25 protein-coding genes are annotated in these 25,813 nt (G+C 68.1%); 13 read left to right on the forward strand and 12 right to left on the reverse strand.

All coding sequences use genetic code 11. The annotated features are described in order from the left end of the window. Positions 1-32: 32 nt before the first annotated feature. The 4 genes from GWG54_RS03865 to GWG54_RS03880 all read right to left on the reverse strand — a co-directional run bounded on the left by GWG54_RS03865 (position 33) and on the right by GWG54_RS03880 (position 4,565). Entirely contained in the window at positions 33-1,274 is a 1,242-nt protein-coding gene (locus GWG54_RS03865) for an O-antigen ligase family protein (RefSeq protein WP_167936522.1), read from the reverse strand. A gap of 65 nt (positions 1,275-1,339) precedes the next feature. After that, positions 1,340-2,242, reverse strand: coding sequence for a glycosyltransferase family 2 protein (locus GWG54_RS03870; RefSeq protein WP_167936523.1), 903 nt, complete (start codon positions 2,240-2,242; stop codon positions 1,340-1,342). Continuing rightward, on the reverse strand, positions 2,239-3,402 hold the full coding sequence (locus GWG54_RS21260; protein WP_167936524.1) for a glycosyltransferase: 1,164 nt from the start codon (positions 3,400-3,402) through the stop codon (positions 2,239-2,241). Before GWG54_RS21260 ends, GWG54_RS03870 begins: the two co-directional genes overlap by 4 nt. Then, positions 3,399-4,565: a glycosyltransferase gene (locus tag GWG54_RS03880; RefSeq protein ID WP_209438254.1), complete on the reverse strand. Its 1,167-nt coding sequence runs from the start codon at positions 4,563-4,565 to the stop codon at positions 3,399-3,401. The genes GWG54_RS21260 and GWG54_RS03880 overlap by 4 nt, the downstream gene beginning before the upstream one ends. A 470-nt stretch (positions 4,566-5,035) precedes the next feature. Between GWG54_RS03880 and trxA the strand changes: the two genes are divergently transcribed. From trxA to GWG54_RS03910, 6 genes are all read left to right on the forward strand, one after another. Next, positions 5,036-5,395, forward strand: coding sequence for a thioredoxin (trxA, locus tag GWG54_RS03885; protein WP_167936525.1), 360 nt, complete (start codon positions 5,036-5,038; stop codon positions 5,393-5,395). Beyond that, complete coding sequence (locus tag GWG54_RS03890; protein ID WP_167936526.1) at positions 5,392-6,444, forward strand: NAD(P)/FAD-dependent oxidoreductase; 1,053 nt, start codon at positions 5,392-5,394, stop codon at positions 6,442-6,444. The genes trxA and GWG54_RS03890 overlap by 4 nt, the downstream gene beginning before the upstream one ends. 196 nt (positions 6,445-6,640) lie before the next feature. Continuing rightward, positions 6,641-7,345: a sugar phosphate nucleotidyltransferase gene (locus GWG54_RS03895; RefSeq protein WP_167936527.1), complete on the forward strand. Its 705-nt coding sequence runs from the start codon at positions 6,641-6,643 to the stop codon at positions 7,343-7,345. 319 nt (positions 7,346-7,664) lie between these two features. Beyond that, complete coding sequence (locus tag GWG54_RS03900; protein ID WP_167936528.1) at positions 7,665-8,690, forward strand: tripartite tricarboxylate transporter substrate binding protein; 1,026 nt, start codon at positions 7,665-7,667, stop codon at positions 8,688-8,690. A 3-nt stretch (positions 8,691-8,693) separates the two neighbouring features. Continuing rightward, positions 8,694-9,227: a tripartite tricarboxylate transporter TctB family protein gene (locus GWG54_RS03905; protein ID WP_167936529.1), complete on the forward strand. Its 534-nt coding sequence runs from the start codon at positions 8,694-8,696 to the stop codon at positions 9,225-9,227. After that, on the forward strand, positions 9,206-10,723 hold the full coding sequence (locus GWG54_RS03910; RefSeq protein ID WP_312854250.1) for a tripartite tricarboxylate transporter permease: 1,518 nt from the start codon (positions 9,206-9,208) through the stop codon (positions 10,721-10,723). Before GWG54_RS03905 ends, GWG54_RS03910 begins: the two co-directional genes overlap by 22 nt. A gap of 29 nt (positions 10,724-10,752) precedes the next feature. On the opposite strand, the gene GWG54_RS03915 is transcribed toward GWG54_RS03910, so the two are convergent. Together GWG54_RS03915 and GWG54_RS03920 are read right to left on the reverse strand one after the other, a co-directional pair. Beyond that, a complete protein-coding gene (locus GWG54_RS03915; protein ID WP_167936530.1) occupies positions 10,753-11,109 on the reverse strand; it encodes a hypothetical protein in 357 nt (118 codons plus the stop codon). A gap of 25 nt (positions 11,110-11,134) precedes the next feature. Further along, positions 11,135-11,851, reverse strand: a complete 717-nt coding sequence (locus GWG54_RS03920) for a phosphoadenosine phosphosulfate reductase family protein (protein WP_167936531.1) — start codon at positions 11,849-11,851, stop codon at positions 11,135-11,137. Between the two features lie 299 nt (positions 11,852-12,150). Between GWG54_RS03920 and GWG54_RS03925 the strand changes: the two genes are divergently transcribed. Further along, entirely contained in the window at positions 12,151-13,290 is a 1,140-nt protein-coding gene (locus GWG54_RS03925) for a sugar-transfer associated ATP-grasp domain-containing protein (protein WP_167936532.1), read from the forward strand. A gap of 72 nt (positions 13,291-13,362) precedes the next feature. Here the strand turns inward: GWG54_RS03925 and GWG54_RS03930 are convergent, their stop codons facing one another. Then, positions 13,363-13,821: a hypothetical protein gene (locus GWG54_RS03930; RefSeq protein ID WP_167936533.1), complete on the reverse strand. Its 459-nt coding sequence runs from the start codon at positions 13,819-13,821 to the stop codon at positions 13,363-13,365. A 559-nt stretch (positions 13,822-14,380) separates the two neighbouring features. On the opposite strand from GWG54_RS03930, the gene GWG54_RS03935 reads away from it, so the two are divergent. From GWG54_RS03935 to GWG54_RS03945, 3 genes are all read left to right on the forward strand, one after another. Beyond that, a complete protein-coding gene (locus tag GWG54_RS03935) occupies positions 14,381-14,635 on the forward strand; it encodes a PRC-barrel domain-containing protein (RefSeq protein WP_167936534.1) in 255 nt (84 codons plus the stop codon). 990 nt (positions 14,636-15,625) lie between these two features. Then, complete coding sequence (locus GWG54_RS03940; RefSeq protein ID WP_167936535.1) at positions 15,626-16,972, forward strand: orc1/cdc6 family replication initiation protein; 1,347 nt, start codon at positions 15,626-15,628, stop codon at positions 16,970-16,972. 282 nt (positions 16,973-17,254) lie between these two features. After that, positions 17,255-18,451 (forward strand): nitrate/nitrite transporter, encoded by a 1,197-nt coding sequence (locus tag GWG54_RS03945; protein WP_167936536.1) that lies wholly within the window; start codon positions 17,255-17,257, stop codon positions 18,449-18,451. A 59-nt stretch (positions 18,452-18,510) separates the two neighbouring features. Here GWG54_RS03945 and GWG54_RS03950 read toward each other — a convergent pair whose 3' ends face one another. After that, positions 18,511-19,797, reverse strand: a complete 1,287-nt coding sequence (locus GWG54_RS03950) for a polysaccharide deacetylase family protein (RefSeq protein WP_167936537.1) — start codon at positions 19,795-19,797, stop codon at positions 18,511-18,513. Positions 19,798-20,186: 389 nt separating this feature from the next. On the opposite strand from GWG54_RS03950, the gene GWG54_RS03955 reads away from it, so the two are divergent. Then, complete coding sequence (locus tag GWG54_RS03955; protein ID WP_167936538.1) at positions 20,187-20,897, forward strand: CatB-related O-acetyltransferase; 711 nt, start codon at positions 20,187-20,189, stop codon at positions 20,895-20,897. A 26-nt stretch (positions 20,898-20,923) separates the two neighbouring features. Here GWG54_RS03955 and GWG54_RS21130 read toward each other — a convergent pair whose 3' ends face one another. Further along, positions 20,924-21,049, reverse strand: coding sequence for a hypothetical protein (locus tag GWG54_RS21130; protein WP_275040349.1), 126 nt, complete (start codon positions 21,047-21,049; stop codon positions 20,924-20,926). Here GWG54_RS21130 and GWG54_RS20760 point away from each other — a divergent pair. Both GWG54_RS20760 and GWG54_RS03965 read left to right on the forward strand, forming a co-directional pair. Further along, complete coding sequence (locus tag GWG54_RS20760; protein WP_245242740.1) at positions 21,033-21,428, forward strand: hypothetical protein; 396 nt, start codon at positions 21,033-21,035, stop codon at positions 21,426-21,428. The genes GWG54_RS21130 and GWG54_RS20760 overlap by 17 nt on opposite strands. A 46-nt stretch (positions 21,429-21,474) precedes the next feature. Continuing rightward, positions 21,475-22,041: a metal-dependent hydrolase gene (locus tag GWG54_RS03965; RefSeq protein WP_167936539.1), complete on the forward strand. Its 567-nt coding sequence runs from the start codon at positions 21,475-21,477 to the stop codon at positions 22,039-22,041. Between the two features lie 184 nt (positions 22,042-22,225). On the opposite strand, the gene GWG54_RS03970 is transcribed toward GWG54_RS03965, so the two are convergent. The 3 genes from GWG54_RS03970 to GWG54_RS03980 all read right to left on the reverse strand — a co-directional run bounded on the left by GWG54_RS03970 (position 22,226) and on the right by GWG54_RS03980 (position 25,560). After that, positions 22,226-22,408 carry a hypothetical protein gene (locus GWG54_RS03970; RefSeq protein ID WP_167936540.1) on the reverse strand — a complete coding sequence of 61 codons (183 nt, stop codon included), beginning with the start codon at positions 22,406-22,408 and terminating at the stop codon, positions 22,226-22,228. Positions 22,409-22,591: 183 nt separating this feature from the next. Further along, on the reverse strand, positions 22,592-24,391 hold the full coding sequence (gene glmS, locus GWG54_RS03975) for a glutamine--fructose-6-phosphate transaminase (isomerizing) (protein ID WP_167936541.1): 1,800 nt from the start codon (positions 24,389-24,391) through the stop codon (positions 22,592-22,594). Beyond that, the gene (locus tag GWG54_RS03980) at positions 24,391-25,560 is read right to left on the reverse strand and encodes a sugar phosphate nucleotidyltransferase (RefSeq protein ID WP_167936542.1); all 1,170 of its coding nucleotides are present in this window, start codon (positions 25,558-25,560) and stop codon (positions 24,391-24,393) included. Before GWG54_RS03980 ends, glmS begins: the two co-directional genes overlap by 1 nt. Between the last annotated feature and the right edge of the window lie 253 nt (positions 25,561-25,813).

Consider the following 25,813-nt stretch of genomic DNA (forward strand, 5'->3'; position numbering starts at 1 on the left):
CCGCGTCGCGCCCGCTCCGCCCTCGAGGACGGCTACGCGATCCGACCCTCGAGCGCCGAACGAACGGCGTCGGATCGACGGCTCCCGGCGTCGTAGGCCATCGCGCCGACGATCGCGAACAGGTAGCGGTTGTCGTTCAGATCCCCCGTAACGAGCACGTTCGCCAGCATGTAGGCGAACAAGACGGCGAGGACGAGATGCGTCGGGTCGCGGCTGGCGAGCCACTCCCGGACGAGGTGCGAGGCGGCGTACCCCAGCAACACTCCGAGGGCCAGGAGGCCGACGACTCCGAGCTCGAACAGCACCTCGAGGACGACGTTGTGCGGGTAGTACCGGACGTCGGCCCCGGGGGTCACCAGCACCGGCCAGGCGCCCAGTCCCTCCCCGAGGAGGAGCGCGCCCGGGCGGAGGGCCGCGAGGGTGTCCGTCCAGTACTCGAGGCGGAGCCCGAGCGACCGACCCGGGCCGTCGACCAGCGTGAGGAGGCGCTGGACGACCCGCAGCTGTCGGGCGACGGTGACGAGGGCGATCAGCGAGACGAACCCGGTGGCGACGTACCCGATCAGGGCGAGCCGACCGTTCGGCAGCGTGCCGAGGGCGACCCCGGCCAGAACCAGCAGTCCGATCGCTCCCGCCGCGGCGACCGTCGGACCGCGGGCCCCGCCGACCAGCAGAGCGTACCCCATCGGGACCGCGCCGACGGCAGCCGCGGCGGCGAGGGTTCGGTCCTCGCGGGAGAGGACGAGGTAGCTGACCGCCAGCAACAGCCCCAGCCCCACCGCCCGTCCCGTGATGAGGTAGTTCGTGCCGAACGGGGTGAGCTCGGCGCCGGCGCCGGCCAGGCGGTACCGAGAGAGCGTCTCGAGGGCGGTCGCGAACGCGAGGCCCGCGGTGGCGAACCCGGCGTACCGCAGCCGTCGAGCCGACGTCGCGATCACGACCGAACCCAGACCCAGCGCCGGTCCGGTCACGGCGACCAGCCGGAGGGACTTCGAGAAGTAGTACTCGGTACTCGGCGTCCAGAGTCCCGATAGCACGGCGTACCCGGCGAAGAGCCCGAACAGGGTCGGGACGACGAGCGACGGCACCGTCGGCGCGATTCCGCCCCGGGCGACCAGCGCCGCGGAGACCGCGAGCGCCGCCGAGCCGAGCAGCGCGGTCAGGTCGATCGGGACCCACTCGAGGAACGGGGCGCTCTTGTACACGCCAGCGAAGACGAACGCGACGTAACAGATCGCGGCGGCCGCGTCCAGGGTCTTCGAGCGATTGTCCATCGTGGTGAGGGGTTCCTACGTCTGCTGGTGGGTCTTGCTATCGTGAACTCGCCGCTGAGCGCCTCTCATCGCCCCAGCAGGCGCTTCACTCGTCGCTTCGCCGCCGTGCCGAGCGCGAACGTCGTCGGCGTCACGCAGGTCACCAGGTGGACGTACGGGAACGGGTTCGTCGGGTGGAGTCGGATCGCCCTGACGAGTTCCCGCCGCGCCGGCCCCAGTTCGTCGCGCTTCGCGTGGGCCAGCCCGAGGAGGTAGTGGTGGTGGGCGTGGCGCCGATCGGTCAACACGTCGCCGTGGCGCTCGACGAGCTGGGCTTTCCCCGCGCGCCTCGCGTCCAGATCGAGCGAGATCGAGTCGGGCTGTCGGTAGTGTCTCGCCAGCACCGCCCCGAGCCCGTAGAGGTCGTACTCCCGGGCGACCCGCAGGTAGAACTCGTAGTCCTGCGAGGCGGCCATCGCCTCGTCGAGCTCGCCGACGGCGTCGAAGACCTCGCGTCTGAACGCCGTCGCGACGAAGCTGCCGGGGACGTTCGCCTCGCCGAGGTCGGCGAGGGTCACGCGGCCCTCGGCGGTCGCCTCCGGTCCGAGGTAGGTCTCGCCGCGGTAGATGTCGTAGCCGTGGAAGACGCCGCCGTAGCGCTCGGGCAGCGACTCGAGGGCGTCGACGCAGGCCCCGAGCTTGCCGGGGTAGAACTCGTCGTCGGAGTCGAGAAAGGCGACGTACTCGCCCGAGGCCGCGCGGATCCCCGCGTTCCGGGCGGCGTTGGCCCCGACGTTGTCCTCGAGTCGACGGTACTCGATGCGGTCGTCGTCATACTCGGCGACGACGGCCGGGGTGTCGTCGGTCGAGCCGTCGTCGACGATCACGTGCTCGATCTCCTCGTGGTCCTGTGCGAGGACGCTCTCGATCGCTCGCGGGAGCGTCTCCGCTCGGTTGTACGTCGGGGTGATAACTGAAACGGTGGTCATTCGTGTTCGGATCTCGTCGGTCTCGTCGCGCTCTCGACCGTGAGCCGTTCGTAGGCGGCCAGCAGTCGATCCCGCTCGATCTCCCAGCTGTACTCCGAGACGACCGCCTCGCGGCCGGCCTCGCCCATCCGCGCTCTGGTCTCCGGCTCCGCGAGCAGCGCCGCGAGTTCCTCGGCGGCCCGCTCGAGGTCGGCCTCGGGGACCCGAACGCAGTAGGCGTCGTCGGCGTAGGGCTCGAGCGACGCGACCTCGGTCGACAGGACGGGGAGCTCGCAGTAGAGGTACTCGAAGAACTTCGTCGGGACGTTACGGGCGAAACGGTCCTCGTCGACCAGCAGGAGTCCGACGTCGGCCGCCGCGAGGGACGAGAAGAGCTCGTCGTAGTCGACGTAGCCGAACAGTCGAACGTGCTCGGCGATCCCTTCCCGCTCCAGGAACGCCCGGGCGGTGCGCTCGATCGCCTCGTCCTGGAACGGGCCGAGCAGCCAGAGCCCGACGCCGAGGCCCCGCTCCCGTAGCCGGGCGGTAACCCGAAGCATGTTCATCAGCCCCCGCTCCCGGTCGAGTCCGCCGACGTAGGCCAGCACGTGCTCGTGGGTGCGCTCGACGTCGACGCGGTCGGTCTCGATTTCGCCGACCGTCGGCAGGTTTCGGACCGTCTCGACGGGCGTGCTCGTGCGCGCCTCGAGTCGCTCTCGGGTGGAGTCGTCGGCGGTGACGACGAGGTCGAACGCTCGGGTCAACGCCGCCTGGATCGCCGGAAACGCCCGCCGTAACGCGGGTTTGACGGAGTCGGGGATCCACTCGCGAACCCGGATCGCGTCCGCGTAGTCCTCGTGGACGTCGTAGACGACCTTCGCGTCGGTCGTCAGCGACAGCAGGACGCCGATCGGTAACAGCTCCGGGTCGTGGAGGTGGTAGACGGCCGCGTCCTCGGCCCGGGCCGCCCGAAACAGCGTCGGGAGGTTCCGCCAGCGCTCGAAGCGGGTTTCGACGTCGCCGACCGAGCGCACGCGGACGTCGTTTCGCTCCGTCGACTCCTCGTGGTGGACGAGCAGCGTCGTCCGATATCCTGCGGTCGACAGCGTTCGCAGTTGCTTGTGGAAGATGCGCGGATCGAACGGGTAGTGGACCGACGAGAGGTGGACGACGTGAGTCACGGTTCCGATTCCCTCGAGGTCGTGTTCCAGGTGACGATGTTCTCCCGACGCAGGAAGTTCCACAGGCCGGCGAGCATGCCGTAGTTCGCGACGAGGAAGAAGTGGGGGACGTGGACGATCGTCGGCGGCGAAACCGCGGCGCGATCGAGGGCCGCGCCGACGGTTGCGAGCCCGTAGAACACGACCTGGGCCCCGAACGCGGCGAGGTAAAGCGGGCTCGGAGCGACGAGAACGAGTCCGAGGTTCGAGAGGAACGCGCCCGCAAGGAAAAGCGGCGAGAGCCACCGGAGCACCTTGTGCGAGAGCAACTGGAACGAGAACAGCGGGTACCGAACCGGGTTCAGCAACGCGGCGTTGTTCGCGACGGTGTGCCACGATCGAGTGACGATCCGGCACCGGCGGGCGAGTTCGTCGTCGACCGTCGCCTCCGTGCGCTCCCGGGCGACCGCGTCGGCGGTGTACGCGACCCGCTGGCCGTTGCGCACGATCGCCAGCGGCTCCGCGAAGTCGCTGATCGCGTCCCGACGGAGGGGGACGTACGAGGAGGCCCGAACCGCGTAGATCGCGCCGTTTCCGGTGACCGACGAGCCGACGGCCGACTCGAGGCATTTGAGCAGCGACTCGTAGCGCCAGTAGACGGACTCGCCGTCGACCGCGCTCGAGTCCCGGTACGTGAGTTCGCCGACGACACAGCCCACGTCCGGACCGAACGCCGCCACCAGCTCCCGGATCGCGTCGGGCTCGTACATACTGTTGGCGTCGGAGAAGACGACGACCTCCTCGTCGACGCGGTCGACGACCCGGTTCTGGCACTCGGTCTTGCCGACCCGTCCCTCGACGCGGACGAGTTCGACCCCCTCGTCGGCGTACGAGCGGACGATCTCGTCGGTTCGGTCCGAGGACGCGTCGGAGAAGACGACGATCGACAGTCGGTCAGCAGGGTACTCGAGCGCCAGGCTGTTCTCGATCTTCTCCGCGATGATCTCCTCCTCGTTGTACGCCGCGATCACGAGCGCGACCGAGGGGAGGGTGTCGGATCCCGTCGAGTCGGGAGTCGAAATCAGCTGGGCCAGCAGCGCCAGCGTCGCGGGGTAGAGAAAATAGGAGTGGACCAGCAGGAGGGCGGAGGTGCCGAGGACGACCAGAAGCGTGAGTTCGAGCATGGTGTCGGAACGGACCCGCCCGGAACGGGTCGAAACGAACGCCGTACACCCGCTTTGCGCCAACGTCAAGTTCAACCTTCCGACATGGGCCGAACGCTACTGGGGCCACGATCCATTCTACTGCGAGCGTCGCGACGTCGTTCGCGGTCGGGCTCGAGGCGCTCGGCCGAACTCGAGAGGCGTCGCTCTCGGTTCGCTCGACCAACCGGACGAACCGCGTCGGATCGTTCGGTCGCGGTCCGCGATACGGGTTCGACGTTCGCAATGCTTTGTATATAGCGTACAATTCTAGGTGGGCCTCCGAACGGAGGGAGCTGCAGAAGTAGCGCCTAGATCGCCTATACTGCGCACACTCGTCTTAGTGAGATATCTTCCTCTTCGGACGGGAAGACGTTCGATCGGATTAGAGCGTACTATATTGTACACTACCTGCAAAATCTTTAAGCGGCTCCGACTCGTACGATGACGTGATGACAACCGATGCAACCAGCCCCTCGGCGGACGGACCGACGAACGAACCGCTCCACGTCGACGGCGAGGACCACCTCGAGACGGTCGTGAGCGACCGCGACGTCGTGCTCGTGGACTTCTACGCCGACTGGTGTGGCCCCTGCAAGATGCTCGAGCCCGTCGTCGAGACGATCGCAGCCGAGACCGACGCGACGGTCGCGAAGGTCGACGTCGACGCCAACCAACAACTCGCCGCCGCCTACGGCGTCCGCGGCGTCCCCACGCTGCTGGTGTTCGCCGACGGCGAGCAGGTTGAACAGCACACCGGCGCCCTGCCGGAGGACCGACTCCGCAGCCTGATCGAGCGCTACACCGAATGAGCGGGGGCTCGAACGCGGCCGTTCGCGACGTCGTAATCGTCGGCTCCGGCGTCGCCGGCCTCTCGGCCGCCGTCTACGCCGCGCGGGCCGACCTCGAGCCCCTCGTCCTCGAGGGACCCGAACCGGGCGGCCAGCTCACCCTGACCACCGACGTCGAGAACTACCTCGGCTTCCCCGAGGGCGTCGGCGGGATGGAGCTGATCCAGCGCGGGAAGGAACAGGCCGAACGGTTCGGCGCCGAGTTCGAACATGGCACCGTCGAGGATGCGACGCTCGAGGACCGACCGTTCGAACTCGAGCTCTCGGACGGCGACACCGTCCGGACCCGCGCGCTGATCGTCGCGACCGGCGCCAGCGCCCGCTGGGTCGGCGCCGACGGCGAGGACGAACTGATGGGCTACGGCGTCTCGACGTGTGCGACCTGCGACGGCGCCTTCAACCGCGGCGACGACGTCCTCGTGATCGGCGGGGGCGACTCGGCGATGGAGGAGGCGCTGTTCCTCGCGAAGTTCGCCGACTCGGTGACGGTCGTCCACCGGCGCGACGAGCTGCGCGCCTCCGAGGTCATGGCCGACCGGGCCCGGGACCACGAGAAGATCGCCTTCCGCTGGAATACGGAGCTGCTCGAGATCCACGGCTCCCGAGAGGAGGGGGTCACCGGCGCGACGCTCGTCTCCCACCCCGACGGCCACCCGACCGAGAAGCTCGAGGGGAGCGCGGCGCCGCGGGCCCCGAGCGAGGTCGAGCGCGAGACGGTCGACGTCGGCGGGATCTTCTACGGCGTCGGCCACGTCCCGAACACCGACTTCCTCGAGGACACCCCGGTCGAACTCGCCGACTCGGGCCACCTGGAGACCCTCGAGGGAATGACGACCGAGACCGCGGTCGAAGGCGTCTTCGGCGCGGGCGACGTGATAGACCCCGACTACCGCCAGGCCGTAACCTCGGCAGGAGCCGGGAGCATGGCCGCCCTCGACGCGGAGGCGTGGCTCGAGGCCGAAGCCGCGCGTTCGGAGCTGCAGCCGTCCGACCCCGCGCCGAGCGTCTAGACCCGGCGCTGGCCGATCGGAAACAGGAGGGTCGGAACAAGCGTCACTTGGCGCCGTGCGAACGCCCCGACCGAGTGGACGACCGGGGAGCGCGGGTATCTGTTTTGTGGTTTGCGTTGCGGTGCGGTCCTCGAGTGTGCGCCCGCGGCACGGATCGTCCTCGGGACTTTTCTCGACCGCGGGGCTACGTGAACGTATGAAGGGAGTCGTTCCAGCCGCAGGCGAGGGGACGCGACTGCGTCCGCTGACCGAGGACAAACCCAAGGGACTCGTCGAGGTCGACGGCCGACCGATCCTGAGCCGCGTCTTCGAGACGCTGCTCGAGGCCGGCGTCGACGGGCTCGTGGTCGTCGTCGGCTACCGCAAGGCACAGATCGTCGACCGCTACGGCGACGCCTACCGGGACGTGCCGATCACCTACGTCCACCAGCGCGAACGGAGGGGACTCGGCCACGCGGTCTCGCTCGCGGAGTCCCGCGTCGAGGAGCCGTTCGTCGTTCTGAACGGCGACAACGTCTTCGAGGGCGGGATCGATCCCGCCGTCGAGCGCGTCCGCTCAACCGACGCGGAGGCCGCAGTGCTCGTCGAGGAGGTCGGTCGGGAGACCGCCCGCGAGACGGGCGCGGTCGCCCTCGAGGACGGCCGCGTCGCGGGGATCGTCGAGAAGGCCGACGACCCGCCCTCGCGGCTGGTGACGACGGGGTGTTACGTCCTGCCGCCGAAGATCTTCCACGCGCTCGCGCTCGTCCGCCCCGCCGACAGCGGCGAGTGCGAACTCAGCGAGGCGGTCGGCCTCCTGGCGCGAGCGGGGCGACGCGTCGACGCCGTTCGGCTGTCGGGCTCGCGAGTCAACGTCAACGCGCCGGCCGACCTCGAGCGAGCCGAGCGACTGCTCGAATAGGCACCGTTCCGCACGCGAGATCGGATCCCGTCTCGAGGCGCGTTCCGTACCGGTCGGAGCGTTCGCTGAATCCATCACTATTTTTCTTTGCATATGCAGGCAGAACCCCCAACCCTAACTGAGTTGTTACTAGCAGACGTAATAGTAGTAACAATTCGAACCGCGGACGGTCGGAGGTCGAATCGGCGGCGGGAACCCGTGAACGCCGCCGGTTCCGACGCCGACGCGTGCGGTTCGGTACTGGTTCGTCGCGAATCGGCCCGGCGACCGCCCCCGGCCGGGCGAACGGGCGTACTCGAGGGGGCGACGAACGGCAACCATGTCACTCACAGATCTCGGTAGACGGGAGTTTCTCGCGGCCGGCGTCACGGGGCTCTCGGTAACGGCGGCCTACGGCGCCGACGCGCTCGGTGTCACCGAACGGTTCGACGAGCAGCGGGTTACGGCGATCGTCCCCTGGGCGCAGGGCGGGGGCACCGATCGATCGATGCGGATCACGACGCCGGCGTGGTCGGATCGCCTCGGCATCGAGTTCGTCGTCGAGAACTACCCCGGCGGCTCGACCCAGGTCGGCGGCGAGGAGTTGTACAACGCCGATCCGGACGGTGCCACGGTCGCGATGTGGAACATGCCCCAGATGCAGGCTACCTGGCTGTTTCAGAACGCGCCCTACCAGATGGAGTCGTTCGACTACCTGGGTACCCACCACTGGGACCCGACGATGTGGTTCGCCCCGTCCGACCGGCCGTACGACGACCTCGAGGAGTTCGTCGAGTACGCCCGCGAGAACGGCGCGACCGTGGGGATCACCTCCGCGATCGGGAACACGGCGCTGTCGGCGTTACTGGTCGCGGAGACGTACGATCTGGATCTGACGATCGTCAACATGGAGGGGGGTTCCGGGGTCCGACAGGCCGTCCTCGCGGGCGACGTCGACGCGGGCGTCAACCAGCCGTGGGCGTTCAACCCCGACTACGTCGGCGACGTGCTCGCGCTGGGCTCGCACACCGCCGAACCCCAGGACCTGTGGCCCGACACGCCGTCGTTCGCCGACCTCGGCCTCGAGGACGTCCCCCTCGTCGAGGAGGGACTCGGCCAGTGGAAACTCGTGGTCGTTCCCGGCGGTCTCAGGGAGAACCATCCCGATCGGTTCGAACGGCTCGCCGAGACCTACGCGGCGGTGTTCGACGACGAGTCGTTCCTGACCGAAGCGGAAAATCAGGGCGGACTCGACGAGATCCTGGAGTACCGCGGCCCCGACGAGACCGCGGCCGAGGTCGAGGCCACCTCGCAGTTCATGGAAACGTACGCGGACGTCGTCGAGAGCTTCATCTACAACGAATAACGTATGACAGGGATCACACCGCCGGTCGTCACCGTCGCGGCCGGCTCGCGGACGGTCGAGATCGACACGGGCGAACTGCTGTTTCCAGGGCTCGTCCTGGCGTTCTGTCTGTTCTACTACTGGAATACGCGGGCGCTACCGGAGCTGTCGATGCTGTACGCGGGGCCGCTGTTGTACGCGACGATCGCGCTCGCGCTCGTCACCGCGGCGGTTCAGGCCGTCTCGGTCGACGGCGGGGACGGCTCGTCCGACGAGCGAGTCGAGAGCGCGGCCGCCGCGTTCGATCCGGACACCGACGCCGGGCCGGACGACGGGGGGATCTTTACCGTACGAAGCGCGGCGCTACTGGTCGCGCTCACCGCGGGGTACGTCCTCGCCCTCGAGCCGATCGGCTTTCTCACCGCGACGGTCGCCTTCCTCGCGGCCGCGCTGTACCTGTTCGGCGAGCGCAACCCGCTGGCGCTGGCGGGGTACTCGCTGGGCTTCGCGGTCGGCATCTGGCTCGTGTTCGTCCAGTGGCTGATGATCCCCCTGTGACCATGTTCGGACTCCTCGCTCCCGCGGCGATCGACGGCGCGCTCGGCATCCTCGCGAGCCCGTACGTCCTGTTCGCGATCCTGCTGGGGACGGCCGTCGGGATCGTCTTCGGGGCGATCCCCGGCTTCTCCGCGACGATGACGATCATCCTCTTCACCCCCGTGACGATTCCCTTCGAGCCGACCACGGCGCTGATCTTCCTGGTTTCGGCCTACGGCGGGGCCGTCTACGGCGGCTCGATCCCGGCGATCCTCATCAACACCCCCGGCGCCCCGGGCTCGATCGTCACCTGCTGGGACGGCTACGAGCTCACCAAACAGGGACGGGCGATCTACGCGCTCGCGGTCTCGGCGATCGTCTCCGGGCTCGCTGGGCTGATCGCGGCGACCGTGTTGCTGATCTTCGCCCCGCCGATCTCCGAGTTCGCGCTGAACTTCGGCAACCCGGAGATGTTTCTGCTCGCAGTGTTCGCCCTGACGATCATCCCCGCGGCGAAGGGATCCTCGCTCTCGAAGGCCCTGCTCGCCGGTGCGTTCGGGCTGTTGATCGGCACCGTCGGGAACGACCCCCAGCTCGCCCAGCCCCGCGCTACGTTCGGACAGACGGCGCTGCTCGAGGGCGTCGACTTCGTCGTCGTCCTCATCGGGCTGTTCGTGCTGGCGGAGGTCTTCTGGCTGGCCTACCGGGGGACCGTCGTCACCGGAGATCACACCGTCCAGCGGGGCGTCTCGGAGGTGTACGACGCGGCTCGAGCGGTCGCGTCCCGCCCCGCGGCGTTTCTCCGCGGCGCCCTCATCGGGACGTTCATCGGAGCGCTGCCCGGCGCCGGCGCGGACGTGGCGAACTTCGTCTCGTACAACGAGGCCAAGCGCTGGGCGAACGACGAGCTGGCCGACCGCTTCGGCAGCGGGATCATCGAGGGCGTCATCGCGGCGGACTCGAGCAACAACGCCACCCAGGGCAGCGCGCTGATTCCGACGCTGACCCTCGGGATTCCCGGCAGCGGCGCGACGGCGGCGTTGCTGGGTGCGATCTCCTTACACGGGCTGAACCCGGGTCCCGCGCTGTTCGACTCCTCGGGCGACATCGTCTACGCGATGATCCTCTCGCTGTTCGTCGGCAACGCCCTGATCCTCGTCTACGGGCTGGCCGGCTCGCGGTACTTCGGGAAGTTCGCGTACATCCCTATTCGCTATATCATTCCTTCGGTAGCGGTGCTCGCGGTCGTCGGCGGGTTCGCGGTTCGGAACGCGCCGGTCGACCTCTACATCGTCCTGTTGTTCGGGCTGCTCGGCGTGGTGCTCGTCGTCTACGACTACCCGCTGGTCAGCCTCGTGCTGGGGGTGATCCTCGGGGACATCGCCGAGTCGGGGTTCGTCACCGGGTGGCTGCTGACCGGCGAGAGCGCCACCGCCTTCCTCTTTAACAGCTACATCGCCATCGGGCTGCTCGTCCTTATCGCGCTCTCGCTGGTCGTTACCGCGATCAAAAACTGACGGGTCGCCGATCCCGGCGTTCGCTTCGCTTACGAGACCGCGCGCAGCTCCTCGGAGCGCTCGAGGTCGCCGAACTCGCCGTCGACCCGCTCGTGGAACTCGACGCGCGATCGGGTCCAAGAGCCGACCTCGAGCTCCTCGGCCGCGATGACGCCCTCGCGGGCGGGCAGCTCGAGCCGTTCGACCGCCTCCTCGTCGGCCAGCACCGAGTAGCGGACGCTCCCGCCCTCGACGCCTTCCTGGACCGAGCTCGGCAGGTAGAGCGGACGCCTGATCGAGACCGGGAGCTCGGTTCCGTCCTCGAGGTGGAGGACGAGTTCGTCGTCGTCGGTCCTCTCGAGCAGGCGGTCCGCGATCTCGTCCGGGGACTGTTTTTCGGCGGTCATCGTGGATCGGTGGATTCAATCGTCATCAGTCGCTCGCCTCCGGTTCCGTCCCGTCGCCGACCCGACGGATGCTGTCGTAGGCGAACAGCGGGTCGCCGTCGAGGGTGCACTGCTTGCAGCCGAGACACTCGAACCCCTCGTCGTAGAGGTCGTTGTACGGGATCTCCCGGCGCTCGTGGTACTCCCAGACGTCCTCGGTCGTCCAGTGGACGATCGGGTTGATCCGGGTCACTTCCGCTTTCTCCTCGAAAAAGTCGAGGTGCTTGCGCCAGTCATAACTGCCCTCGCCCTCGCCGTCGTCGAGTCCCTCGTCGATCCGGTAGCCGGTGATCCAGCCGTCGTAGCCGTCGACCATCCGCTCCATCGGCGCCGACTTGAGCGTCTGGCAGCACAGATCCGGCTTTCGCTGGTTCACGCGGGGGCCGTGCTCGGCGACGAGTTCCTCGTAACTCGAGTCCGGTTCGTAGGTCTCGAAGGTAACGCCGTAGCGGTCCTCGAGCGTCTCCTTCATCCCCCAGGTCGCCTCGAAGTGGTTCCCGTGGTCGAGAAAGGACAGCGCGACGTCGGTCTCGAGGTCGACGCTCGAGCGCGCGAGGAGGTCCAAGACGGCGTTGGAGTCCTTTCCGAAACTGCAGGTGAAGGTGGGGTCGTCGAACTCGGTTCGGGTCTCCTCGAGCACCTCGAGGGACTTCTCGAGCTTCTCGTCGAGGCTGGCGGATTCGATGTCGATGTTAACTGCCATGGGTGAATCTGGGACGATGGCCGTGCTGAACGCGCCGGTGCGGTGGATCGGAGTGCATGGTATTGAGTCTCTCTCGCGGTACAGAACCCCATTACCGTGGGTCGGAAGGGGGTTGTGCCTGCAAGTCCGGGGTGCTCGAGTACGGGTTCGAGGGACTCGAACGGCGCATCTCGGCGCGCTCTCGAGGCCGAACAAGCCGAACCGTCCGACATCGCGTCGAGACGAGAACCGAGGCCGCCGGACGCTCCCCCGTGGGTGGAAGCACAACGTTCACGATCGATGCCCGAGAGGTACCCGCTATGAACGTTCGCGAGGCGTACTTCACGGCACAGGGGATCCGCGACTTCCTCGCCACCGAGCGGGAACTCCCATCGTACTCGCAGTCGCTCTCGCGCCGGCTCGCGCTCTGGCGGCGCGGCTTTCTGAGCAGGGCCGGCGTGATTTACGACTTCGAGCGGTACGATCCCGCGGCCTTCGTCAGCGACTACCAGCGGTACGTGGGGACGAAAACCATCAACGGGACGTGGTCGATCGCGCTCTCGAACAAGCTGTTTTTCGACTGGCTGATGCGCTCTTCCCCCGACCATCGGATGGTCGTTCACGGGCTCGTCCGGAGCGGAACCTTCCACGAGATCGACGACGCCGGCGACCCGTCGCCGCCGGCGATCGGCGGCGGAGAATCGGCCGCGCTCGAGGCGACCGTCGACGCGAGGACGAGCGCCGTCGCCGACGCCGGCGAGCGGGTCGCCGACCGACTCGACGCGGACGGCAAGCTCGTCCTCAAGTGGGTCAGAGGCGGCGGCGGAAACAACGTCCTGCTGTGCTCGCGGACCGACGACGGCTACGAGATCAACGGCGAGCCCTACGATCGGGAGGCGCTGATCGCGCGGATCGACGACCTCGAGGACTACCTCGTCTGCGAACACGTCGAACAGGGTCCGTACGCGGCCGAGCTCTACCCCGAGACGCCGAACACGATTCGCGCGCTCACGATGTACGACGAGGACCGCGAGGAGGCGTTCATCGCGGCCGCGGTCCAGCGGATCGGAACGGACGCCTCGGGTTCGATGGATAACTTCTCGCAGGGCGGACTCAGCGCCCGGATCGACCTCGAGACCGGAGAGTTCGGGCGGGCCGCACAGCTCCCGCAGGGTAGCGGCCGCCTCGAGTGGCACGTCCGCCACCCCGAGACCGGAGCACAAATCGAGGGCGCGCGAGTGCCTGCCTGGGAGACGATCCGCGAGGACATCCTCGAGTTAGCCTCGAGCCTTCCGACGATCCCCTACGTCGGGTGGGATCTGGTTGTCACCGACGACGAGGGGTCGTTCAAGGTCATCGAGGCGAACAGCTACCCCGGGCTCAAGGCGATGCAGGTCCACGAGCCGCTGCTGACTGACGATCGCGTTCGGCGGTTCTACGAGCGCCACGGCGTCCGTTGAGACGGCGGACGAACGCCGACTGCCGGCTCACATGATTCGAGGAGGAAGCCCACGACTGTAGTTGTGGGGAACTTACTCGACGCGGAGTTCGTCGTCGTTCTCGACGTGCTCGGCGTCCCAGCGGATCGTGAACGTGGTGCTTCGTTCGGCGCCCGCGTTCAGGAGGTCGGAATCGGTATCGATCGCGACGTCGAACGCGCACGTCCGTGGCGGGTTGATCGTCGCGCTCTCGTTGCCCGCGATCACCGTGACCTTGTCGCCGACGCTCGCGGCGCGGTCCGGGTCGCGGTCTCCGGCCGCGTCGGCGTCGTCGGTTCGGCGATTCGTTTTCGAGGTGTCGGTCGCGTCGGTGTCGGCGGTCCGGCGATCCGTTCTTGGAGTGTCGGTCGCGTCGGTTCCGCTCGTTCCGGCGGCGGTGCCGCGGGTCGCGTCCTCGGTTCGCGTCTCCGGATCGAGTTCGTCGGCGAACTCCCGGAGGTACGCGGCGATTTCCGATCGGGTCCGCTCCTGTGTCGTCTCGAGCGATGCCATACCGATTATTCCACGATCCGACCGATGAGTGTGGGGCTTGCACTGTTAGTCGAAACCGCCGATCCGCCCTCGAGCTGGTAGGAGGCGACTAGTGACGGTTGCAATAGGTGGCTATTGGAGAGTAGCTGAGTGAGTTTAGCTACCTATTGTAGTTACATATTGTAGTCACTCAACCTATTGCAATCTGTCGGACCCGTGTGGCCAGCGCGAGCGATCGCCCGCCGTCGGGTTGGGACAATCGGTGGTTCCGCGGCGCGAACCGAGAGGTACTTTTGCGCTCGGAGCAACTCTCGTATGACCAGCAGCGCATCCCAGGTGTCTCCCGTTCGGGCGACATTCCGTTGCTGGTTCGCAATCGTGGTTCAGTGGTGCCCCCCGACCGACCGTCGGGGGCTTCCTTCCGTTCGACGCTCGATAGCGGCCGCGCCGCCGGTTTCGGCGCTGCCGATTCTCGAGGCAATGGGTCGAGACGAGGTCGAGAGCCGTCGGCGGAACGGACCGCTCTCGAAAGCTGCGACGGATCCCACGATGTTTAGTGGGCGTCCGTGAAACGACGGGTATGACGACCTGTTTGGCGCGACAACTGCAGGGAAAGCCGATCGTCGGCATCGACGGCACCGACTACGGAACGCTCGACAACATCACGATGGGTGTCGAGTCGGGCCGGATCAGCGAGCTGGTCATCCGACCGGAGGATCGGCCACCCGCGCGAATCGAGACCGACTCCGACGGACGGTTCCGGCTTCCGCTCGATCGGATTGAGAACATCGACGACAGGATCGTTATCGGGCCGGGCGACTCGGCGTCCGACTAGCGGGACGGCTCCCGGCTGGTCGGCGGCGACGCACTCCGGGTCCGCGCCTCGAGGACCCGTCGGGTACGGCTCCGTAGGTACGGTCCTCACGGTGCGCTACGAACTCGAGGCGTTCCACGTCCGGGACCCTTTCCCTTTCCACGTCCGGAACCCTTCCCCTTTCCGCGTGCGTGACCCTCCCCCCGTGTGCGAAATGAAATCGGCGACGAACGGGGGTGGGGGGTCGACGGGCCGGCTACGAACGGGAGAGGAGGACCGACGGGGATCCGACTCGAGGGCCGGAGCCGGGCGAGCCACGAGATATGCCGGATCGAACTCCGAACAGCACGTCGGGCGCGAGAGGGATGGTCGTCGAATTCTGTAGGTTCGGATCCGCTCCGGACCGGTCTCGGAACAGTGGCTGTTCCTTCGACACGGTCTGTATCCAGTATGGTTCCTGTTTCTATAGGAAGACAATAAAACCACCGCTTCTAGAGTAGCTCGTTCGCGATGATCGGTGGTCCGATCGCGTGACGTGCCGGATCGGCGCTCATTCGCAGGGATTTCGACCGACAGAACGCGTCTCGAGCGTTCACCCCACCCTCCCCCTCCCCCTCGTTCGTCGCCGATTTCATTTCGCACACGGGGGGAGGGGGTTCCGTCCGTCCGCCCCTCGAGTCCTTCCGCAGCGAGCGCGATCCCTGTTCGAAAGCGAACCGCCGTTCGAACGGCCGACTCGTGGCGGAACGGAGCAGTTCGAACCGTCAGTCCGCAGCGGGGAGCACCGTCTGTTCACGGCAGGGGGTGAACCCCGCAGTCCCTGCGGAGAAAATCATTTCGCACACGGGGTGTCCCCCGTCCGGCGGACGCGCTTTTGTATTGACTTCGCCCACGGTTTCGAACCTCGAGGCCCGTTTCCGTATACGATGGCTCTCGACTGCGATTCCGCGGCCGTTGCTCTCGCACGCGGTACTCGTCACGTATTTACGAGGGCGGCGCGAGTGACGGGGTATGACCGACGGCGACGACCGCCACTCCCTCTCGGAGTCGATCAAGGGGCGGCTGCAGGACGGCGTCCAGCAGTCGGTGTTCAGGGATCGGGGGTTACTCGATCCCGACGCCGTCATCGACGAGGACCGGATCGTCGGACGGGACCAACAGCTCGAGGACATCATCACCTACCTCCGGCCCGCGCTCCAGGGCAATCGGCCGCCCAACATGCTGTTATACGGTCCCTCGGGAACCGGGAAGTCGCTGATCATCAACGCGGTCTGCGAGCAGGTCGTCGAACTCGCGGAGGCCCAGGGTGACCGTTTCGGCGTCATCCAGATCAACTGCCAGACGATCAAGTCCCACGATCGGGCGGTGTACCGCCTCGTCGAAAACGCGGCGACGACGGCCGGCGTCGAGGCGGGCGTCCCCGAGAGCGGCGTCTCGACGGATCGGAAGTTAAACCGTCTGTACGGGCTGTTGAGCGGGGAGTTCGACTCCGTAATCGTCATCCTCGACGAGGTCGATCTCCTGGTCGGCCGCCAGCGCGACCCCAACGACGAACCCGCCTACTCGAAGCTCCTCTACCAGCTCTCGCGGGCCTCCCAGCTCGGCCGGATCGACGGCCACGTCTCGGTCGCCGCGCTCACGAACGATCCCCGGTTCATGGAGGATCTCGACGGCCGCGCCGAGAGCTCGTTCAATCCGCAGGACGTCGTCTTCTCCGATTACGACGCCAACCAGCTCCAGGCGATCCTCGACCGCAGACGCGACGCCTACCAAGACGGCGTGCTCGAGGCCGGAATCATCCCGCTGAGCGCGGCCTTCGCCGCCCAGGACCACGGCGACGCGCGGAAGGCGATCGACCTCTTCCGGAAGGCCGGCGAGATCGCCAACCGGCGCGGCGAGGAACGGGTTCGGGAGGACCACGTCCGCGACGCCCAGCAGGAAGCCGAGCGCGACCGCACCCTGACCCAGATGCAGGGGCTCTCGACCCAGAAGAAGCTCTCCCTGTACGCCACCGCGATCGTCCCCGTTCACGCCGAGCGAAAGCTGAACGCGATCCCGAGTACCGTCGCCTACCGTGTCTACCAGTACCTGACCGAGCGACTGGACGCCGACAAGAAATCCCGGGACTCCTACCTGCGGTACATGACCGAGGCCGAGACGTACAACTTCGTCACCTCGGAGAAGCGCGGCCGGGGCTACGGCAGCGGCGTCCACAAGGAGTACACCTTCGTCGACGACCCGGCCGTCGTCGCCGAGACGCTGCAGGCCGACTTCCGACTCGAGGAGATCGAGGGCGAGGACGAACTGATCCAGTCGGTGGTCAACGCCCAGGTCGACGAGTTCTTCGATCGGGACTGAGTCCCCCCGCCGATATTCACTTCGCACACGGGGCGTCGTCGATCCGGTCGTCGCTCGAGACGGTTTCCGCCGAGCGAGTCCGCGCTCGGTCCGGATAATTCATTTCGCACACGGGGGGCGATCGGCGTGGTACCGTTTCACTTCGCACACGGGGAGTGTCGACTCGAACGGCCGATCGACCGTTCTCGACGCTCGAGCCGCGGAGAGCGAAGCCGGAATCAGCAACCCCCGCCTCGAACTAAAACGGTTTCAACGGGACCGGCCTTGCCACGCACACGCCGAATGAGTCGCCTGAATTCGATCCGTCTCGAGCTGGTCGGTCTGTGGGCCGACGGCGCCGGGAAGACGCTGCTGACGATCGCGCTCGGCTGGGGACTGCTGAACGGCACCCGGATGATCTACCCCGTATTGTTGCCCTCCTTCAGCGCCGAGTACGACCTCACCCTCTCGACGGCCGGGCTGCTCGTTACGCTCCTCTGGCTCGGCTACGCGGTCGGGCAGGTTCCCGGCGGGATGCTGGCGGACCGCCGCGGCGAACGGTCCGTGCTGACCGCGAGCGTCTCGACGGTCGTCGTCGGGCTGGTCGTCGTCCTGCTGGCGCCGACCGCCGCGGTCCTGTTCGGGGCGACGGCGCTGGTCGGCCTGGGGCACTCGCAGTACCCCGTCGCCCGGATCACCGCGCTGTCGGAGCTCTACCCCGATCGGATCGGGCGGGCGCTGGGCGTGACGATGGCGACCGGCGACGTCGGCCAGACCGTGTTGCCGCCGATCGCGAGCGTGCTCGCCGCCGCGGTCGCCTGGCGGCTCGGCCTGGGTTTCGTGCTTCCGTTGCTCTGTCTCACCGCGGCCGTCATCTGGCTGACGCTGCCGGCCGCCGACCCCGACGACGGCGACGACGCCTCGAGCGAGAGCCTGCGGTACGTGGTCGGCGAACTCCGCAGCCCCACCCTCGCGGTCGTGGGCGTGATCCTCTTTCTGTTCATCTTCGTCTGGCAGACGTTTTCGGCCTTTTACCCGACCTACCTCGTCGAGCAGAAGGGGCTATCCTCGACGGTCGCCGGCGTGCTGTTCGGACTCTTCTTCGCGGTCGGCGTCGTCGTCAAGCCACTGGCTGGAGCGGCCTACGACCGCGTCGGGCTCCGGGGATCGCTCCCGCTGGTCCTGCTGGGATCGGTCGTCGGGCTCGCGCTGTTGCCGTTCGTCGACGGACTCGCGGGGCTGGCGGGCGTGACCGTCCTCGCGAGCACGATGCTCGGCTCGGGAGCGATCACCCAGTCGTACCTCGCGGAGCTCATCCCCGCGGAGATCCAGGGGACGGGACTGGGCGTAGTCCGCTCGAGCGCCTCCGTGCTGGGCGCGTCGGGCCCGGTCGTCTTCGGCGCGATCGCCGAGCGGGGGTACTTCGACGCCGGCTACCTGCTGCTGGCACTGATCGTCGGCGTCGGAACGCTGCTGACGCTCCGGATACCGCGGGAGTAGAGCGTTCGGATCGCGTCACGCCGGCGTCCGCGAAAGCGACCGTCGCGCGCTCGAGCGAGTCACTCGTAGACGTACTCGCTCGCCATCTCGCCGGGGGTGATCACGTCGACCTCGCCCGAGTACTCCTCGAGGGCGGCCAGCGTCGACTCGAGGCCGCTGATGGCCTCGCCCTCCTGGAGCTGGTAGAAGCCGATCGAGGTGATCCCGCCCATCTCGGCGGTCCACTCGACGAGGCTCGCGCCCTCGTCGCCGCTGGGGTTCGAGACCACCGAGCAGAGGTGCGGGTTGCCGGCGTACCCCTGGGACTGGGTCTGGCCGGCGAACGCCAGGTCGTAGTTGTCCTGGACGAGTTCGTAGACCGGTTCGGTGTACTGCGAGCCGGGGTACGCGAAGAACCGCCCGTCGTCGGCGTACCCCTGCTCGTCGAGCCACTCCGCGGGCTCGGTGACGAGCTCCTCGGCCTGATCCTCGCCGATCGAGCCCGCCTGCGCCGCGTTCGCGGTCTGGCCGCCGATCGTCCACCCGTTCGACGCCAGTTCCTCGACCTGTCCCTCGGTGAGTCGGTCGCCGTCGACGGCGGCGTCGGCACGGAGGCGGTCGGTCGGGACGAACACCGTCGCCGGGAAGTCGTACTGGGCGACCCGGGGCATCGCCTCCTCGTAGTGGGTCTCGTAGCCGCCGTGGAACTGCAACATCACCTTCGGCGTGTCGGGCTTGGGGACGAAGTGGAAGTCGTCGACCCACATCTCCTGGCCGGAGCTGCCGTCCCCGGACTGACCGAACCAGCGGATGATCTGCAGGACGATGACCTCCTCGAGGTTCGGCTCGCCGCGAACGCGGGTGAGCCCGAAGTTGTGCCGCGTCAGCGGCATGTCGCTCATCACCTGCTGGCTGTACTCGACGTAGTCGCCGTCCTCGTCCTGCAGCTGGATCCGCACCATCCCGTCGTCGGACGCGGTCATGGCCAGTCCCGGCGCCACGTCTCGGACGTCGATCGGCTCGTCGGTCTCGCGGCGCACCCTGACCTGGCCGTCCTCGGATCCCGGGAGGAGCCGCGCCGACTGCGAGCCGTCGTAGGACTGGCCTGTGTCGGCCTCGATCGCGCCGATGTCCTGGAACGCCCGCCAGGGCTCGAGGTCCTCGAAGTCGTCGTAGGTTCCGAGCAGCTCGCCGTTGGAGTCGCTGTTTTCGGTCTCGTCGGTTCCACCGTCGTCGCCGCCGTCGGTTCCGTTCGACGCGCTGTCGTCGGTCTCGTTGTCGCTCTCGCCCGGCCCGCCCATTTCCGAACAGCCGGCCAGCGCCACGACCGTTCCCGTCGCGGTCACGAGATAGGTTCGTCGGTCCATTGGTCCACACGACACCAACCCCGACCCACGGTTTGTTATGGACCGACCTCCCGTATTTCCAACCGGTGTTACAGCGACGATAGTAACGGTAGCCGGACCGTTCACTCGACCCGCTCGTCCCGCGGAGGTGGGTTAGGGTGCGAGACGCCGTAGGTTACGAGTGCGAGACGCCAAATCTGGTGAGCGGCCGAGCGCGCGAATCGAGCGGTCCGGAACCGGCTCGTCGACCCGTTCGGCCCCGCACGCTCGAGTCGAGTTTCCGGAACGGAAACGGTGACAGGAGGCCCCTACCCTCGGTAACCGGGGGCTGCGAACAGTTCTGCGCGGTGACTCTACCGCGCGGTCGAATAAAGTATTATGCGGAGCTGCGTTGGCTGGTATCTATACGCATGGACCTCGATACCCTCGTCGAACGGTCGGCCTCCCTCCTCGGCTATCCCCGGGTAACCCACGAGCTACTCACCCATCACTTCGAGTCGACCGAGTTCGATATCGCTCCGTCCGCCCGGATCTCGGTCGGCTGTCTGCTCCGCCGACGGGTCGACATCGGCCCCCACGCGCGGCTGAGCCGGGGGTGTATCCTCGACGGCGACGTCACGATCGGACGACGGACCAACCTCGAGCCCGACTGCGATCTCGTCGGCGAGGTCGAACTCGGCAACTACTGTGCGATCGCCCGCGAGAGCACGTTCCAGCAGACCAACCACCGGATCGATCGGCCGTCGCTACAGATCCGGCTCCACGAGGAGGTCCTCGACGGCGAGCTCCCGCCGACGGCCGAGGGGCCGATCGCCGTCGGCAGCGACGTCTGGATCGGCACGGGAGTGACGGTCCTCTCGGGGGTGACGATCGGCGACGGGGCCGTCGTCGGGGCGGGCGCGGTCGTCACCGGTGACGTCGAGCCCTACGCGATCGTCGGCGGGGTGCCGGCCAAGCGGATCGGCTGGCGGTTCCCCCCGGCGGTCAGATCCCGCCTGCTCGAACTCGAGTGGTGGGAGTGGAGCGAGCAACGCATCCGCGAGCACCGGGCCTTCTTCGAGCGAACGCTCGAGGGGCCCGAGGACGTCCGCCTCGAGCGGCCGTCCGCGCCGACCGACTGAGACGGCGTCCGCCGCGGGCGGCTCGATCAGCACTGGATCGACTCGAGGGGACCGCATAGCTGGCCCGCCGTGAACTCGGCGACAGCCGGCGCGCCGGCCAGAAACAGGAGCAGGAGGACGAGGATCAGTGCGGCGATGAGTCTTCCGACCATCGTGTGGGGTGTCAACAATGACCACTATAAAGCTATCGGACGGTCGGCGACGACACCGGTTCCGAAGGGGTCGCCGCCGAACGCGTCCGAGCCGCGGCGCCGTTCGCGTCGCGGAACGACGGACGCGCGGATCGTCGCCGAGGACGGCGAGATCCACGGCTCGATCGCCGGCGCCGGCGAGCCCCGCCTGGGCGAGAGCCGCGATCGAGCGGCCCGACTCGCCGACCACGACGGGATCGACCACGCCTCGCCCGTCCTCGAGGAGCCGATCCGCGTCGCGGGAGACGGCGACGGCGCCTACCTCGCGCTGATCGGCGCCGTTCCCGGCCCCGACTCGGCGACGGTCGCGTCGCTCCCGCTCGAGGCGCTCGAGGCCTGAGCCGAACCAGGTCGGTTATAGGCCTCGCACGCGTCGCTGAAATCGTATGTGGCCGCTCGGACACGCAGCAGTCGGGTATCTCCTGTACACGCTTGCCACTCGCTCCCGGTTCGATCAGCCTCCGGGGCAGATCGCCGTCCTCGCGCTGCTGGTCGGCACCCAGTTCCCCGACCTGCTCGACAAGCCGCTGGCGTGGTACCTGGCCGTCCTCCCGACCGGACGGACGCTCGCGCACACGCTGCTGGTGTTGCTCCCCGTCTCGGTCGCCGCCGTCGCGCTCGCGCGGCGGACGGCCCGCGCCGAGTACGGGATCGCGTTCGCTCTCGGAGCGCTCGCTCACACGCTCGCCGACGCGGCGCCGTCGCTGTGGGGGGCGGCCGACCCGAACCACCTGCTCTGGCCCCTGACGCCCGTCGAGCCCTACGAGTCGGGCGCCCCGTCGGTCATCGGGCTCTTCCGCGAGTCGCTGGGGGATCCGTACTTCCTGCTCGAGTTCGCCCTCGCGGCGGTCGCACTCGCGCTCTGGCGGCGGGACGGCGCCCCCGGACTCGCGGCGGTGCGGGCGCTGGCGGACCGCGTCCGCCCCGACCGCTCGGCGTCGGGATCGAACTGAGTCCTATCGAATTCTCAATCTATTCAGACGGCCGACAGAACTATTCCGGTAGGGGGTGACGACGCTACTGCGGGGACTGCGACCGCCGGAGACCGACCGTTAGGGCACACCGATCCGGCAACGGCCAGTGGGTGGATTCTGGCCGGCGTGTGATCGATGCGCGACCGCGAGCCGACTCCCCCGCTCAGTTCCGTTCGCGGCTGACCGTCTCGACGCTCTCGAGCGGGTAGTACTTCGTCGTCGTCTCGCCGGGGAGATCCGACCGCGGCTCGTCGCGCGGACGCCGACACCGCAGCCACCCCGACTCGAGTTCCTCGACGGTCTCGAACGCCTCGCGAGTGCCGTCGGCGAGGACGACGACGGTCACTCGCGCTCACCCGACCGATCACTCGATCCGAGAGGACCGGGCGAACGCCGCCCGCACGCCCGTCTCCGAACCGTCCGTTCGCCGGCTCGCACTCGATCGGAACCACTTTTCCGGGATTGCACTGGCATCTACGGACTCCGTACAGTCACTCGACAAATCGAAAACATATACGTTACGATCGGCTTACTCGACCGTGACGCTTTTGGCCAGGTTCCGGGGTTTGTCGATCGAGCGACCGAGCTCGTGGGCCGTCCAGTAGGCGACCCGCTGGAGCTGGACGTTCGCGACCATCGAGGACGTGATCTCGCCGGCCGGGGGGACCTCGAGGACGTGGTCGGCGTAGCGGCCGACCTCGGACTGGCCGTCGGTGACGGCGACCACGGGCGTCCCGCGGGCCTCGACTTCCTTGACGTTCCCGATGGTCTTCTCGGCGCGGCGACCGTCGCCGGTGACGATCGCGAACACCGGGGTCTGCTCGGTCACGAGCGCCAGCGGCCCGTGTTTGAGCTCGCCCGCGGCGAAGCCCTCGGCGTGTTTGTACGTGATCTCTTTCATCTTCAGCGCGCCCTCGAGGGCGACGGGGTAGTTGTACCCCCGACCGATGAAGAAGTAGGCGCCGGCGTCGGCGTAGGTCGCGGCGACCTCGCGGGCGGCGCCCTCGTCGAGGACCGACTGGATGCGGTCGGGGACCGACCGCAGCTCGCGGACGAGCTCCCGCGAGCGGTGGTCGCTCAGCGAGGCCGCGAGCATCGTCAGCGCGGCCTGCTGGGAGGCGAATGTCTTCGTCGCCGCGACGCTGATCTCCGGACCCGCTCGGATGTACAGCACGCGGTCGCACTCGCGAGCGGCCGAGCTGCCGACGACGTTCGTGACCGCGATCGTCGTCGCGCCCGCGGCGCTGGCCTCCCGGAGCGCGCGCAAGGTGTCGGCGGTCTCGCCGCTCTGGGTGACGCCGACGACGACGGAGTCGGCGTCGATCGGCACTGCGTCGGCCTCGAACTCGCTGGCCAAAAACGCCTGGGCCGGCACGCCCCACTCCCGGAGCAGCTGGGCGCCGAACAGCGCCGCGTGGTAGGAGGTGCCACAGGCGACCAGCGTCACGGGTCGATCCAGCTCGACGCCCTCAAACTCCTCGAGGGTGACGCGGCCACTGAGCTCGTCGAGTCGCCCCCGGAAACAGTCCCGAAGCGCCGCGGGCTGTTCGTTGATCTCCTTGCGCATGTAGTGGTCGTAGCCGCTCTTGCCCGCGTCCTCGGGGTCCCACTCGATGGTCTCGATCGAGGTTTCGACGGTCCGCCCCTCGGCGTCGGTGACGGCGATCTCGTCGCCCTCGAGGCGGGCGAACTCGCCGTCCTCGAGGTAGATGACGCGGTCGGTGTACTCGATGAAGGCGGGGACGTCGCTGGCGAGGTAGGTGCCGTCGTCGGCGACACCCAGCACGAGCGGCGACTCGTTGCGCGCGGCGTAGACGGTCTCGGAACCCTCGAAGACGGCCGCGACGGCGTAGCTGCCCTCGAGTCGGTCGACCGCCGCGCGGAAGGCGGCCTCGCGATCGAGCCCCTCATCGAGAAAGCCCGCGATCAGGTGGGGGACGACCTCGGTGTCGGTGTCGCTACGAAAGTCGACGCCCTCGGCCGCGAGCTCGTCGCGCAGGCGCTGGTAGTTCTCGATGATCCCGTTGTGAACGACCGCGACGCGGCCGTCCTCGTCGGTGTGGGGGTGGGCGTTGCGGTCCGACGGCGGGCCGTGGGTGCTCCAGCGGGTGTGGCCGATCCCGGTGGTCTGGTTCCCGATCTCGGCGCCCGCGAGCGCGGACTCGAGCGCCGAGAGCTCGCCCTGGCGCTTGTGGACGTCGAGGTCGCCGTCGGCCAGCGCGATCCCCGCGGAGTCGTAGCCGCGGTACTCGAGCTGGGAGAGCCCGTGGAGCAGGACGTCGGCCGCGTCCGAGCGGTCGGTGCCGACGTAGCCGATGATCCCGCACATCAGCTCCACACCTCCGTGTCGGCGGGGACGGTCCCGCCGACGGTCGTCCCGCCGTGACAGACGGCGCCGTTGCCGAGGACGGTTCCGGGCTCGTAGGTCACCCCGCCCTCGTCGCGGACGTGATCCGCCAGCACTGCCCCGAGGATCGTCTCGCGGTGGACGCGGTCGCCGATCTCGACGTCGCCCGGGCCGCCGACGACCGTCGAGTTCGGGCCGACCCCGACGCCGCGTCCGGTCACGCAGTCCCGCACCGTGGCGCCGTTGTCGACCCGCGTGTCGGTGTCGACGACCGAGCGCTCGACGGTCGCGTTCGAGCCGACCGTCACGTTCTCGCCCAGACAGACGTTCGGGCCGACGACCGCGCCGGGGCCGACGACGCAGTCGTCGTCGATCACGACCGGCTCGAGGACGGTCGCGCTCTCGTGGACCGACGCGCTGTCGGCGATCCGGCGTCCCTCGCCCGCCTCGAGCAGGTCGTCGGCGATCCGCAGCAGGTCCCACGGGTAGGTCGCGTCGATCCAGGTCCCCTCCGAGACGGCTCCACGGACCTCGGCGCCGTCCTCGAGCAGGGTTGCGATCCCGTCGACCAGCGACTGCTCGCCCGCGCGGGGCTCGCTCTCGCGGATCGCGTCGAAGATCGACGGCTCGAAGGCGTAGACGCCGGCGTTGAGCCGGTAGCTCCGGTCGTCCCGGGGGTTCTCGACGATCTCGGTAACCGACCCGTCCTCGAGGAGGACGCCGCCGTACCGCGTGACGTCGGCCCGCCGGACCAGCCCCAGCGTCGCCGCGGCCGCCCCCTCGTCGTGGGCGCCGACGACATCCCTGATGATCCGACTGTCGATCAACTGATCGCCGTTGACGACCAGCATCGACCCCTCGGTCGCGGGCTCGGCCGCCAGCAGCGCGTGGCCGCTACCGAGCTGTTTGTCCTGGGTGACGTAGGTCAGCGGCACGTCGCGGTAGCTCGGCCCGAACTCGGACTGCACGCGCGTTCGTCGGTAGCCGACGACGACCGTGATATCGGTGACGCCGGCGTCGATCAACGCGTCGAAGACGTGCTCGAGGATCGGCTTCGTCGCCGCGGGAAGCATCGGCTTCGGCCGGTGTGTCGTCAGCGGCCGAAGGCGCTTCCCTTCCCCTGCCGCGAGCACCACTGCGGAGTATCCCATGTCCTTTGACAGCTAGCAACCGCTATTATTCCTTTCGACTGGAAGATCCCGTTTTCGACCCGTTCGGGTCCCGAACGAAACGCAGCGCGAGCCCGCGAGCACCCCGAAAAACGGGTGACGAAGCCGGAGCGTCGGATAGAAGCGACTCCGCTTGCCGGTCTCGGCTCGAGGCGGGGATCGGACTCGCGTTCGTACCTTCCGACCGCCTATAATTATCCGTCTCCTGTCGAGTTGTATCGCTTCCCTGTCGAAC

The organism is Natronococcus sp. JC468 (genome assembly GCF_012163165.1).
In the GTDB taxonomy this organism is placed as follows: Archaea; Halobacteriota; Halobacteria; order Halobacteriales; family Natrialbaceae; genus Natronococcus; species Natronococcus jeotgali.